This is a genomic window from Zhurongbacter thermophilus (assembly GCF_026184435.1).
Lineage (GTDB): Bacteria > Coprothermobacterota > Coprothermobacteria > Coprothermobacterales > JAADFF01 > JAADFF01.
The window spans coordinates 944415-957187 of the sequence record NZ_CP046447.1 but is presented as its reverse complement, the minus strand read 5'-3'; the positions used below and the strand labels follow the sequence as shown (position 1 = coordinate 957187).

Below are 12773 nucleotides of genomic sequence, written 5' to 3'. Positions count from 1 at the left end.
ATGGGATATAAGATACTTGTTATAAACCCTGGTTCTACTTCTACAAAGGTTGCCTTATTTGAGGATGAAAAAAAATTATGGCAGGAGACTGTTCGTCATGATCCTGCTGAGATCCAGAAGTTTGATAGAATTGCCGATCAATACGAGTTTAGAAAGAATACTATTCTTAGGTTGTTAGAAGAAAAGGGAGTTTCATTACAAGAAATTGATGCATTTGTTGGTCGTGGAGGTCTTCTCAAACCCATGGAAGGTGGTACTTATAGGGTTAATGAAAAGATGCTTGATGACCTGCGAAATAGACCAATGGGAGAGCATGCCTCTAATCTTGGTGCTCTCATTGCCTATGAGCTTGCTCAGGAGGCTGGCGGTAAGCCTGCATTCATAGTTGATCCTGTTGTTGTTGACGAGATGGTAGATATAGCCCGTCCTACAGGGTGGCCAGAATTTCAGAGAAAGAGTATTTTCCATGCACTTAATCAGCGTGCTATTGCCCGTAAGTGGGCTCGTGAGCAAGGAAAAGACTATAAAGATGTCAATGTTGTTGTAGCACATATGGGAGGTGGCATTTCCATTGGTGCTCACAAACAAGGTAGAGTAATAGATGTTAATAATGCCCTTGATGGTGAAGGTCCTATGTCTCCTGAGCGTTCTGGTACTTTGCCTGTATATTCTCTTGCCAAATTGTGCTTTGAGGGTAAATATGATAAGAAAACTATGCTTAAAAAAATCAAGGGGCAAGGTGGTTGGGTAGCTCATCTTGGTACTTCTAATGCTATTGAAATAGAAAAAGATGTGGAAGCTGGAGATGAAAAGGCACAATTGGTAGTTGGTGCAACGGCCTATCAGGTAGCTAAGTGGATAGGGCATATGGCAGCTGCGTTGGAGGGAAAGGTTGATGCCATTCTGCTGACCGGTGGTCTTGCCTACTTCAAGTGGTTTGTAGATAAGATAAAGGAGCATGCAGAGTGGATTGCTCCTATTTATGTGTATCCTGGTGAGATGGAGATGGAAGCCCTTGCTCTTGGTGCTCTTCGTGTGCTAAAGGGAGAGGAGGAAGCCAAGGAATATGTCTAATATTACCGATGGTCTGATTTTGTTTGATAATGCACAAGTTGTACTTTTTATTGGTCCTCGTGGTAACGGTAAAACGGAAATAGCAGCCAATATTGCTATTAATGGCAAGGGTGAAGTTGTTGTCATTGATCTTGATGTATATAAACCGTATATTCGCACGAGGGATATTGCACCTGTTTATGGATATCCTGCACGATATCCCGAAGGTGACCTTAAATATATGGATAGTCCTGTAATACCTGGTGGTATATCAGACCTTTTAGAAGAGGGAAAAAAGATTATATTCGACCTTGCTGGGGAAGAAACTGGCACGTGCCCTATAGGTATATATAGAGATGATATACGGAAGGTGCCGTTCAAGACTGTGCTTATTGTTAATCCCTTTAGGGCTAATTTCACGTATGAGGGATTGCTTGCGTATATGAACACATTTAATAACAAGCTTGAGGAAGATTTTTCCATATCTGAGGTTATACCGAATATCAATTTGGCAGGTTCCCTTACAGCCGATGATTTCTTTACGGGGTATAATAAATTTAAAGAGACGGTGGCAAAGCTGGAAAGACAGCTTGCCATACCATTTATTGCTACTGAGGCCGAGATAGCCCCAGTGGTAGCAGACAAAGTTGAGTATCCAGTATTACCTATCCAGAGGCATATTTTTGTTTAAGAAAGGAGGGGACGGGTTGTGCCCAAAAAAGTAAGAGGTGTATTGAAGATTCGCGAAGACCTATGTAAGCAATGTGGCTTATGCGTTGCTGTTTGTCCAGTTCACATTCTGGATTTTTCAAAGACCAAAATTAATTCAAAGGGATATCGCCCCATTGAACTAACAGATCCCGATAAATGTGTTGGTTGTGCCTTCTGTGCCATGATGTGCCCCGAAGGTGTTATTGATGTTTATCGTGAGATTGTAGAAGTAGCAGAATAAGGAGGGGGATAAGTATGGGCGAAAAGGTATTTATGAAGGGTAATGAGGCCCTTGGAGAGGCAGCGGTTAGGTCTGGATGCCGTCTATTTTTTGGCTATCCAATTACCCCTGCCAGTGAACTTGCCGAGTATATGGCATATAGGCTACCCCAGGTTGGTGGCGTTTTCATCCAGGCAGAAAGTGAAGTGGCCGCTTCTAATATGATTTATGGTGCCGGTGCTGCTGGTAAATATGCTATGACAGCATCATCTTCACCAGGTATTTCTCTTATGCAGGAGGCTATTTCCTACATGGCTGGTGCTGAGGTGCCAGCAGTTATTATTAATCTTATTCGTGGAGGTCCTGGTCTTGGTGATATTCAGCCTGCACAGTCTGACTATTTCCAGGCTGTTAAGGGTGGCGGACACGGTGATTATCGTAATCTTGTCTATGCTCCTTCTACACTGCAGGAAGCTGTGGATATCATGCCTCTTCTGTTCCAAAATGCCTTTAAGTATCGCATGCTGGCTATGATGGTTGTTGATGGTCTTGTTGGTCAGATGATGGAGGCTGTTGAGTTTAAATATGATATAGATCCTGATTCCATTCCTGTACCAGATTGGGCTCTTTCTGGTAAGAAGATGCACGGCGGTACGAAGAATGTTAATACATCTCTTGAGCTTGATCCTAATAAACTGGCTGCTCACAATTTTAAACTCTTTGAGAAGTATCAGAAAGTATATGAAAACGAGAGAATGTTTGAGGCATTTGAACTAGAAGAGCCAGATATTGATGTCATGATTGTTGCATATGGTACCGCAGCCCGTATCATTAAAACAGCAGTGAAGAATCTTAGGGCAAAAGGCTATAAGGTTGGTTTATTCAGGCCTATTACATTGTGGCCATTCCCGGATAAGGAACTAAAGGAGTATGCTCAGAAGACAGAGCATGTTCTTACTGTTGAGATGAGCATGGGACAGCTTATTGAGGATGTCAAACTATCTATATTTGATCCTAATAAGAAGTATCATCTTATGCCATATCCTGGTGGTATTGTTCCTACCCCCAAAGAGGTAGAGGATAAAGTTATTGAAATCTTGAAAGGGGGTGCCAAGTGATGGGTAACCTTCAAGTTGTATACGAAGTTCCTAAAATATATACCGGACCAAACCATTATTGTCCAGGATGTTTCCACGGTATTATTCATAGGGTAATTGCTGAGATTCTACAAGAAGAAGGCTGGGATGATATTTCTATCGGTATAGCTCCGGTTGGTTGTGCTGTTTTGGCATATGACTATATTGATATAGACTGGTTTGAAGCTCCACACGGTAGAGCATGTGCAAATGCAACAGGTATAAAATGGGCATGGCCAGATAGACTAGTCTTCACATATCAGGGTGATGGCGATGCCGCATCTATTGGTTTTGCCGAGACATCTTATGCCGCCATCCGTGGTGTCAATATCACCACCATTATGGTCAACAATGCTGTTTACGGCATGACCGGTGGTCAGATGGCACCTACAACACTGGTTGGCATGAAAACAACAACCTCTCCCTATGGTAGAGATCCCAAATATGCAGGTTATCCTCTGAAGATGGCAGAGCATATTGCCCAGTTTGAAGGAACCGCTTTGTCTGTTAGAGTCTCTGCCTTTGATCCTCAGCATGTTTTGGATATGAAGAAATGGATTAGAAAGGCATTCCAGTATCAGATGGAGGGTAAGGGGTATACCTTTATAGAGGTTGTTTCTACATGTCCTACTAACTGGCGTATGGATCCAGTAAAAGCTGCAGAATTTGTCAAGAACGAAATGATAAAAGTCTATCCACTGGGCGTCTACAAGGATGTAGGCGACGAGAAGAAGGAGGGATAAGCCATGCTAAAGGATGTTATCTTTGCCGGATTTGGTGGACAGGGTGTAATGGTTGCCGGCCAGATTTTGTCTAAGGCAGCCATGGAAAAGGGATACTATACAACTTGGCTTCCTTCCTATGGTCCCGAACAAAGAGGTGGTACCGCAAATTGTACTGTTATGATATCTGATGAGCCAATTGCATCTCCTCTTACCCACGAACCCACTTATTGCGTTATCTTCAACAATCCTTCTTTCCAGAAGTTTGAGCCTATGGCCCGAAAGGGAGGTATCTTCATATTCAATACTTCTATGATTACCGAGAAACCTAAGAGAGATGACTTAACCTATATCGGTATTGCTGCTACGGAACTTGCCGAAGAGATGGGTAGTGTTAAGGCTACCAATATGATTCTCCTTGGTGCCTTGACATATTTCTTGCAGGATGTTGTATCTCTTGATGATGTTATTGCTGCCATGAGAGAAAAGCTTGGAAAGAAAAAACCAGAACTTGCCGATCTTAACGAGCAGGCGTTACGTAAAGGCTTTGAGCTTGCTAAAGAGCAGGCAAAATAATAAATTAATTAAAAAGTAGTGTATACGTGAGGGGGCTCATGGCCCCCTTTTTTCATTGTAGAATACTATAAAAGTAATATGTGGAGAGTGAGCTTATGAAGATACTAAATGCGGCTAATATACTAACATTAATTAGATTACTGATGATAATTCCCCTGTTCCCGTTGTCTATGCACAGAGAGTATTATTGGTTAGCTCTGATTTTATTTTGGTTTGCCATGTTAACAGACATGTTCGATGGTATGGTTGCTCGTAAATATAAGATGATTACTAACCTAGGCAAGTTTATGGATCAAATTACCGACAAACTTCTAATAAATGCTATTTTACTTATCTTTCTTTGGGCAAGAGAATTGCCCCTTTGGTTTGTTGCTATTATCATACTTAGGGATATTCTTGTAGGTGGAGTTCGGATGTTTTTAGCTTCTAAAGGTGTTGTGGTTCCTGCCAACAAATGGGGTAAAATAAAAACCTTACTTCAGACAATACTTGTCTCTACTGTATATCTATCCCCTTATATACCTGTAAAGTGGTTTATATATGTACTAGTTTATCTTACTGCCGCCATTGCTATCTATTCTGGATATACTTATTTCCTGCATGCTGTACCATATCTTATGGAAAAAGGAGATGAATAGTACATGAAAGAGGAACAGCTCCTGTGGAGCGGTCGTTTCCTGCAGATTTTTCTAGTCGATGGTCGCTATGAGGTTGTAAAAAGACCGGAGGCTGTTGGTATTATTGCCCTTGATGGAAGGGGCAATATTGTTCTTGTCAAACAGTATCGTCCTGCTGTAGGTAGATGGACTGTGGAGATACCTGCTGGACTTATTGATCCTGGCGAAGATCCTTTGCAGACGGCACTACGAGAGCTGAGGGAGGAGACGGGGTACACACATGTTGAGGGAACAGAGGAATATTTGGGATATATGTATCCTACTGTTGGTTATGCAAATGAAGTTCTTCATTTTGTGAAGGTCGAAGTGAATACAGAGAACTATATTGGACAAGACCTGGATGAAGGGGAAACTATATCAGAAGTGATTTTCATGCCTATTAAAGAGTTTATAGAAAAATGCAAGCGACTGGAGTTTCATGATAGTAAAACACTTGTATCAGCCCTCATGGTGATATACTGAATTATAGGAGGTGTTAATCATGCTGAACTTCAAGCGAATAACTGTAATTGTTATAGATAGTGGTGGTGTTGGAGAATTGCCCGATGCATATAAGTTTAACGATGTAGGCACCAATACCATGCTTCATGTTCTTGAAGGGAGAGATAAACTTCCTGAGACATATATATCTATGGGGCTAGGTTATCTTCTGTGGGGTTGGGAGCCTACAATGAATACTCGCTACGGTAAAATGGCTGAAATGTCTCCTGGTAAAGATACAACAACCGGTCACTGGGAGATGATGGGGCTCGTTCTTCAGAAGCCATTCCCTACTTATCCCAATGGTTTTCCCAAGGAGATTATTGAAGAATTTGAAAAACGCATAGGCAGAAAAGTGCTTGGTAATAGACCGGCGTCAGGTACTGTTATTCTTGATGAGCTTGGAGAACTTCATTTGGAGACAGGTTATCCTATTGTATACACATCTGCCGATTCTGTCTTCCAGATTGCAGCCCATGAAGAACTAATTCCACCAGAAGAATTGTACAAGATATGTGAAGTCGCTAGGGAAATACTTCAAGGTGAGCATGCAGTGGCCAGGGTTATTGCAAGGCCATTTATTGGAAAGAAAAAAGGAGAGTTTAAGAGGACTGCTAACCGTAGAGATTTTTCATTGTCACCCCTTGGTGATACAGTCCTGGATTATTTAAAGGCAGCAGGCTATGATGTCATTGGTATAGGTAAGATTGGTGATATCTTTGCCCATCGAGGGCTTACATATGAAACCCATACCCATAGTAATGCGGAGGGCATGGAAATTACTATAGAGTTTGTAAAAAAGAAGGATTGGAAGGGTCTATTGTTTACAAACCTTGTGGATTTTGATACTCTGTATGGGCACAGAAGAAACAGAGATGGTTATTATCAGGCTATTATGGAGTTTGATCAGTATTTGAAGGAGTTGCTTCCACATCTGGATAAGGATGATCTCCTTGTTATTACCGCTGACCATGGTTGCGATCCTACACATATGGTTCATACAGATCATACTCGAGAATATGTACCTATAATTGCGTATTCTCCTGTTTATGAGAGGCCTATATATGTTGGTGTTAGAAAAACCTATGCTGACTTGGGGCAAACCATAGCGAAAAACTTTGGCGTTGGCCCTATGAAATATGGAGAAGTTATCAAAGAAATATTTGAAAAATAATGTAGGAGGTGAACCGCAGTGATAACAGATGTAAAGGAGTACAAAGAAAAGGTAGAGCAGGCTGCATCTTACATTAAGGAGAAATCCGGATTTGATTCATTTGATATTGGTGTTATACTGGGTTCGGGTCTTGGTGGACTGGTAGAGGCTGTCGAAAATCCCGTTGAAATTCCATATGAGGAGATTCCCAATTTCCCCCGTTCAACAGTTAAAGGTCATAGTGGTAAGCTTGTTATTGGTAAGATAGGTGACAAAAAGGTTGTTATGCTTTCAGGGCGTTTTCACTATTACGAAGGATATCCCATGGAAGTTGTTACATTCCCAGTAAGAGTATTTGGGTTGCTTGGTATTAAACTTCTTGTTGTAACCAATGCAGCCGGTGGTATGAATCCCACATTCCGTACTGGTGATATTATGATTATTGAGGATCACATTAGCTTCCTTATGCCTAATCCTCTTATTGGACCCAACATTGAGGAGTGGGGTGTAAGATTCCCCGATGTCAACCATGTGTATCCTGAAAAGTTTTGGAAGCTTGCTATGAGAATAGCCGATGAGATGGGTATCAGACTGGAAAAAGGTGTATATGTTGCTGTTACCGGTCCCACATATGAGACAAAGGCGGAATTGAAACTTCTTCGTGGTTGGGGAGCAGATGCTGTTGGTATGAGTACTGTTCCTGAGGCTATTGTTGCTGCTCACATGAAAATTCCTGTGCTTGGATTTTCTGTTATCACCGATATCGCCATTCCAGGTTTTATCAATGAACTAACTCATGAAGAAGTACTTAAAGTAGCATCTGAGGCTGGTGATAAACTGGTGAAAATTGTAGAAAAAGTTATTAAGGAGGTAGACCTGTAATGCTACCTCAGGATTTTATAGCAAAGAAAAAGTATGGTGGTGCCCATACAAGGGAAGAAATACAGTGGTTTATTAATGGATACGTGTCTGGTGAAATTCCCGATTATCAGGTTTCGGCATGGCTCATGGCAGTATGGTTTAATGGTATGACTTATCAGGAAACAGCTGATTTGACATATGTCATGATGCATTCTGGTGAGCTTGTAGATTTGTCAGATATTGAAGGTATTAAGGTAGATAAGCATTCCAGTGGTGGTGTTGGTGATAAAACAACGTTTGTTGTTGGTCCTATATTGGCGGCATTGGGTTATAAGGTTGCTAAGATGAGCGGCAGAGGACTTGGCCATACAGGTGGCACCCTTGACAAACTGGAATCTATTCCGGGCCTAAATGTATATCTTCCTATGGAACAATTTAAAGATATTGTGCGCAGGGTTGGCATAGCTGTGGTTGGCCAAACTGCCAATCTAGTGCCTGCTGATGGTAAGTTATATGCTCTTCGTGATGTTACAGCTACTGTGGATAGTATTCCGCTCATTGCCAGTAGTATTATGAGTAAGAAGCTGGCTGTCGGTACGGACCTTGTATCCCTTGATGTCAAAGTAGGGAAAGGGGCATTTATGAAGACCCTTGATGATGCCAGAGAGCTGGCCAAGACCATGGTTGAACTGGGTAAGGCTCTTGGTAGGGACACTATAGCTCATCTCACCAATATGGATCAGCCTCTTGGGGTTGCTGTTGGCAACAGTATAGAAGTAGCAGAGGCTATAGATACACTAAAGGGTCATGGGCCAGAGGATTTTACGGCCCTTTGTGTTGGACTAGCCGCATCTACCATGCATCACTTAGGACATGCATCTTCTTATGAAGAAGCCGAAGGAAAAGTATGGGAAGTTATACGTAGTGGAAAAGCCCTTGAAATATTTGGAGCCATGATAGAAGCACAGGGTGGAGATAGAAAGGTTATAGAAGATCCCTGGGCTGTTATGAAGAGGGCAGAGAATGTTTATGAGTATAAAGCTGATAGAGATGGGTATATAGCCGGTGTAGATGCCTACAAAGTAGGCATGGCTGTGGTTGACCTTGGCGGTGGTCGAGTTAAGAAAAGTGATCCTATTGATCATAGTGTTGGTATCTATGTTGATGGAAAGATTGGAGACAAGGTTGTTAAAGGTGATGTTCTCATGCGCATACATTACACCGATGAGAAAAAATTAGAAGATGCACTGAAGAGACTGGAAGGTGTTTATGAAATTGTCGATACACCTGTCCAGAAGCCACCAGTTATATACGAACATATAGAATGATTGTATGGATTGGTAGGAATACAAGTACAGAAATGGCTTTGAAAGCCCTTGCCCCTTGCGGGGTAGGGGCTTTTTTAGATATAGATGGGCTTGCAGTATATAGGGATCTTGTTAGACAGAAGATTATTGGTTTTCAGAAAGCAGGAATATTTCCTTATCCTTCATGGTACTCTACGGTAAGAGTTGATACTAATCGCATTGTTCTAAAGAGTATGCCTTCCGTACAAGCTATGCATTTACCTATGCCATATGAGGTTAAATATATTATCAATCTTCTAGAGGCACATGGGTTTAAGGGATATGTCTATATTGTAGGAGGCTATGTAAGAGATACCATTATAGGTAATGCTACTTATGATATTGATATTTCTATTTATGGGGATTTTCAACACTTCGTTTACATATTGGAAACCCACCACAATTTGCAGAAGTTTCCCTTGGGAGTTAAGCTTGCTCTAAATGAATATAAATTTGATTTTACGTTTAGTCGCTATGATTATTATCCATCACCCGGTAAGATGCCAGTTGTTGTTCCTGCCTCTGTTTCCGCTGATTTAGAAAGGCGGGATTTTACTATTGGAGCTATTTCATATCTTATCTATCCTTACGAAGGATTAATAGATGCATTTCGTGGACTGAATGACCTCGAACACTCAATTTTACGTTATATTCGTTTGTATGCCCCATACGAAGATCCCTCCCGTGTGCTTAGAGGACTTCGTTACAGTGAAAAAATGGGCTTATCATTTGACGAATATACCCGATGGCACTCTATGGAGGCACTAAAGAGTCAGACGACGTTTATTGTTTCTAGACGATATTTTAGGGAGTTGGAGAATCTTGTAGATACTGTTGGCATAAAGCGTTTTTTAGAAATTGATAGTCAATGGAATGTTTTAAAGAACCTGACAGGAAAGATGTATGATACAATTTTAAGGTATATTAACTACATTGATTCTTACGAATTACTGAAGATGGTGCTTATGCTGGTATATGACAAACAGGAAATAAGTGCTGGTTATAGTGTGCTCGGGATAACAAGAAAAGAAAGAAAAATATTTGAAAAGTGCAAAGAGACCGATGAATTTGTAGAGTGTTTGAAAAGGGAGGGGATATAGCATGGATGCTATGACGATACTAAATTATGCTATCATCATAGGCTTTCTTATCATGTCATTGTCGTTTCATGAGTTTGCTCATGCCTATGTAGCGTATCTTAGAGGTGATATGACGCCTAAATTGGCAGGTAGATTAACCCTAAATCCTATTAATCATATTGATCCCATTGGTTTACTTGTTCTGCTTCTTACAAGAAAGATTGGGTGGATGAAACCTGTACCTATCAATATGTATGGTTTAAAAGAGCCAAGGCGTATTAGTATCATACTTGTTGCTCTGGCTGGACCTGTAGCCAATATCATATTGTCTTTTATATTTTTCTTCCTTGTGAAGATTTTTACATTTTCGCCATTTTGGGCCAACATCTTTTTGCAGGTTTCTATGATTAATTTATTTCTTGCAGCATTTAATCTATTTTTCTTACCACCATTGGATGGATATAGAATATTTGCTTCATTGGCATTCGAAAATCCAGAAGATTTATTCGCCAATCATATGATAGAGATGTATGGTTCTATGTTCCTTATGCTGATTATCTTTTTGTTTCCATCTGTTCTCAATAAATGGGTGGAGATCGTCGTATCGCCACTATGGAATCTGATGGTGAAATTATTTTATTAATAACCGCTGGGAGGTGGAGTTTATGGAGTTAAATTTTAAGATAGGTAATGATGCCTTATTTAAAGGAAAAAAAATTGTTGGTGTTATGAGTGGTAAGGGAGGAGTAGGTAAATCTACTGTTTCTGCACTCTTTGCCATGTATCTCCAGAGAATTAAAGGTATTCCTACAGGCATGGTAGATGTAGACTTTACAGGTTCTTCACAGGGTAAGATATTTCATGTTGAGCCACCTATCGAAGTTGCTGATGGCAATAAGCTTGTTCCCAAAGATTCCGAATCTGGGGTTAAGGTTATGACCCTTTCGTTGCTTCTTGATGATCCTGAGAAGCCTGTTATTTGGAGAGCTCCCATTATGAATAAAGCCCTCACACAGTTTTTTGAAGACACTCTGTGGGATGATGTACAGTGGCTTGTTGTAGACCTGCCACCAGGCACATCTGATATTCCACTATCTTTGATGCAGAAGATACCTGTGACAGGATTTTTCCTTGTTACCTCTCCACAGGATCTTGTTAAGACTATTGTTGCAAAGACCATGAATATGGCTAAGATGCTGAATAAAAAGGTATTGGGTGTCGTAGAAAATTATGGTTACTATAAGTGTCCAAACGGTGATATTGTGTATCCATTTGGAAAAGGCAAGACAGAAGAGGTTTGTAGCCAGTGGAATATACCGTTTATGGGTAGGCTTCCCATCGACTCCAAGTTTTCCGAGTATGCCGATCGTGGTATCCTATATAAGGTTCTTGATGAGATGCCTGAGATAACGGAGGTATTCGAGAATATGTATAACGCTGTAGAAAAGGAGGGGTAAGGTTATGGGAAAAATTGCATGGTCTACAGCACATCAGGAGTTTATAATCTCCGACCATTATTACTTCTGGAAGTTGGAGAAGTTTATCAAAGAAGAGCTTGGTAAGGAAGTAGAAGAAGTAGACAATCTTGAAAAGGTACTTGAGGGAGACTATGATACCCTTATATTCAATTATCCGGAGATTCCATTTGAAGAAAGGGATATTGATATTGTGCGAAAGTTTCTCGCTAAGGGTGGAAAAGTTGGTGTTTTCGGTTATTACAAGAACGAAGATCGCATTGCCGATACTATAAACACCCTTATTCAGCAGTTTGGAATGAAGCACAATGGTGATATTGTTACCGATGATGTTAACAATGATGAGGGTGATAACCTGATGATTAAAGCTGACATGGTAGATGGTGGAGAGGTTGTACTTGCGTGCACATCTACCGTTGAAGGTGGCAAGCCTATTGTTATTGGCAAGCAGACAAGCAAATCCAATCAGGGTAAAGACCTAATATTTTTTGCCGAGAAAGAAATAGATGGTGGAAAACTCATTGTTGGTGGAACATGTGTCTTTTGGGATAATTATTCTATTGACAGAGGCGATAATAAAAAGCTTATAGCATACATCCTCGGATAAAAAGAGGGGCGTTAATGCCCCTCTTTTTTATAGCCTTGTTCTAAATAGACCTGTGGCAATGGCCACAATATCAATGTTGTCATCTATTGGAATAGGCGGATATTCTTCCTCTAAACTTTCAGATACGAGGTAGGGCATACCATCAACAACTTTATATCGTTTTATAAGATATGTACCGTCTTTTCGGTTATAAGCTATAACAATATCTCCAGACATGGGGCTACCTTGGATTTCTTTGGCAAACACAAAATCTCCTGGTTTAATCCCTGCTGCTGTCATTGAATTGCCTCTAACCCTAAGGGCGAAGTCAGGACTCGTATCTTTGATTATGCTGATGACGTCGAGAGGACTACGTATTTCTTCCATAACACCAGTACCGGCTGAAACAGATCCTTCTAGCATGATTGGAGGTTTTTTTATTTCCATATAGCGGTGTTTGCCTGGATCTCTTTCAATGTAGCCTTTTTCCTCTAGTGTCTGAATGTATCTTTGTACTGTACCTATGGAACTGGCTCCAAGAAATGCGAGTATTTCTCTATATGTTGGTGCAACACCATTTTTTAGTATGTAATCTTGTATAAACTTGAGGACTTCACGCTGCTTGGGCGTTAGTCCTTTGGTTTTTCTTCTTGGCATAAATATCCCTCCTATATTATTGTTTACTATAAAATTATACA

Annotated in this window: 16 protein-coding genes; 15 read left to right on the top strand and 1 reads right to left on the bottom strand. The window is 40.7% G+C overall.

Features of this window, described 5'->3' with window-relative positions; all coding sequences use genetic code 11:
* From buk to GM182_RS04625, 15 genes are all read left to right on the top strand, one after another.
* Positions 1-1074 carry a butyrate kinase gene (gene buk, locus GM182_RS04695; RefSeq protein ID WP_449185966.1) on the top strand — a complete coding sequence of 358 codons (1074 nt, stop codon included), beginning with the start codon at positions 1-3 and terminating at the stop codon, positions 1072-1074.
* Positions 1067-1744 (top strand): hypothetical protein, encoded by a 678-nt coding sequence (locus GM182_RS04690; RefSeq protein ID WP_449185965.1) that lies wholly within the window; start codon positions 1067-1069, stop codon positions 1742-1744. The genes buk and GM182_RS04690 overlap by 8 nt, the downstream gene beginning before the upstream one ends.
* An 18-nt stretch (positions 1745-1762) precedes the next feature.
* Positions 1763-2005 (top strand): 4Fe-4S binding protein, encoded by a 243-nt coding sequence (locus GM182_RS04685; protein ID WP_449185964.1) that lies wholly within the window; start codon positions 1763-1765, stop codon positions 2003-2005.
* A 14-nt stretch (positions 2006-2019) separates the two neighbouring features.
* The gene (gene vorB / locus GM182_RS04680; RefSeq protein WP_449185963.1) at positions 2020-3102 is read left to right on the top strand and encodes a 3-methyl-2-oxobutanoate dehydrogenase subunit VorB; all 1083 of its coding nucleotides are present in this window, start codon (positions 2020-2022) and stop codon (positions 3100-3102) included.
* A complete protein-coding gene (locus tag GM182_RS04675; RefSeq protein ID WP_449185962.1) occupies positions 3102-3863 on the top strand; it encodes a thiamine pyrophosphate-dependent enzyme in 762 nt (253 codons plus the stop codon). Before vorB ends, GM182_RS04675 begins: the two co-directional genes overlap by 1 nt.
* Positions 3864-3866: 3 nt before the next feature.
* Complete coding sequence (locus GM182_RS04670; protein ID WP_449185961.1) at positions 3867-4418, top strand: 2-oxoacid:ferredoxin oxidoreductase subunit gamma family protein; 552 nt, start codon at positions 3867-3869, stop codon at positions 4416-4418.
* A 95-nt stretch (positions 4419-4513) separates the two neighbouring features.
* Positions 4514-5056, top strand: a complete 543-nt coding sequence (gene pgsA / locus GM182_RS04665) for a CDP-diacylglycerol--glycerol-3-phosphate 3-phosphatidyltransferase (protein WP_449185960.1) — start codon at positions 4514-4516, stop codon at positions 5054-5056.
* Positions 5057-5059: 3 nt separating this feature from the next.
* Positions 5060-5557 (top strand): NUDIX hydrolase, encoded by a 498-nt coding sequence (locus tag GM182_RS04660; RefSeq protein ID WP_449185959.1) that lies wholly within the window; start codon positions 5060-5062, stop codon positions 5555-5557.
* 19 nt (positions 5558-5576) lie between these two features.
* On the top strand, positions 5577-6749 hold the full coding sequence (locus GM182_RS04655) for a phosphopentomutase (RefSeq protein ID WP_449185958.1): 1173 nt from the start codon (positions 5577-5579) through the stop codon (positions 6747-6749).
* An 18-nt stretch (positions 6750-6767) separates the two neighbouring features.
* Positions 6768-7610: a purine-nucleoside phosphorylase gene (locus tag GM182_RS04650; protein ID WP_449185957.1), complete on the top strand. Its 843-nt coding sequence runs from the start codon at positions 6768-6770 to the stop codon at positions 7608-7610.
* Entirely contained in the window at positions 7610-8917 is a 1308-nt protein-coding gene (locus GM182_RS04645; protein ID WP_449185956.1) for a thymidine phosphorylase, read from the top strand. The genes GM182_RS04650 and GM182_RS04645 overlap by 1 nt, the downstream gene beginning before the upstream one ends.
* Entirely contained in the window at positions 8914-10035 is a 1122-nt protein-coding gene (locus GM182_RS04640) for a tRNA nucleotidyltransferase/poly(A) polymerase family protein (RefSeq protein ID WP_449185955.1), read from the top strand. Before GM182_RS04645 ends, GM182_RS04640 begins: the two co-directional genes overlap by 4 nt.
* A 1-nt stretch (position 10036) precedes the next feature.
* Positions 10037-10657: a site-2 protease family protein gene (locus GM182_RS04635; protein WP_449185954.1), complete on the top strand. Its 621-nt coding sequence runs from the start codon at positions 10037-10039 to the stop codon at positions 10655-10657.
* Between the two features lie 22 nt (positions 10658-10679).
* Positions 10680-11471 carry a P-loop NTPase gene (locus tag GM182_RS04630; RefSeq protein WP_449185953.1) on the top strand — a complete coding sequence of 264 codons (792 nt, stop codon included), beginning with the start codon at positions 10680-10682 and terminating at the stop codon, positions 11469-11471.
* Positions 11472-11475: 4 nt separating this feature from the next.
* Positions 11476-12096 carry a motility-associated ABC transporter substrate-binding family protein gene (locus GM182_RS04625; RefSeq protein ID WP_449185952.1) on the top strand — a complete coding sequence of 207 codons (621 nt, stop codon included), beginning with the start codon at positions 11476-11478 and terminating at the stop codon, positions 12094-12096.
* Between the two features lie 27 nt (positions 12097-12123).
* On the opposite strand, the gene GM182_RS04620 is transcribed toward GM182_RS04625, so the two are convergent.
* Positions 12124-12732 carry a LexA family protein gene (locus GM182_RS04620; RefSeq protein WP_449185951.1) on the bottom strand — a complete coding sequence of 203 codons (609 nt, stop codon included), beginning with the start codon at positions 12730-12732 and terminating at the stop codon, positions 12124-12126.
* Positions 12733-12773: the final 41 nt, after the last annotated feature.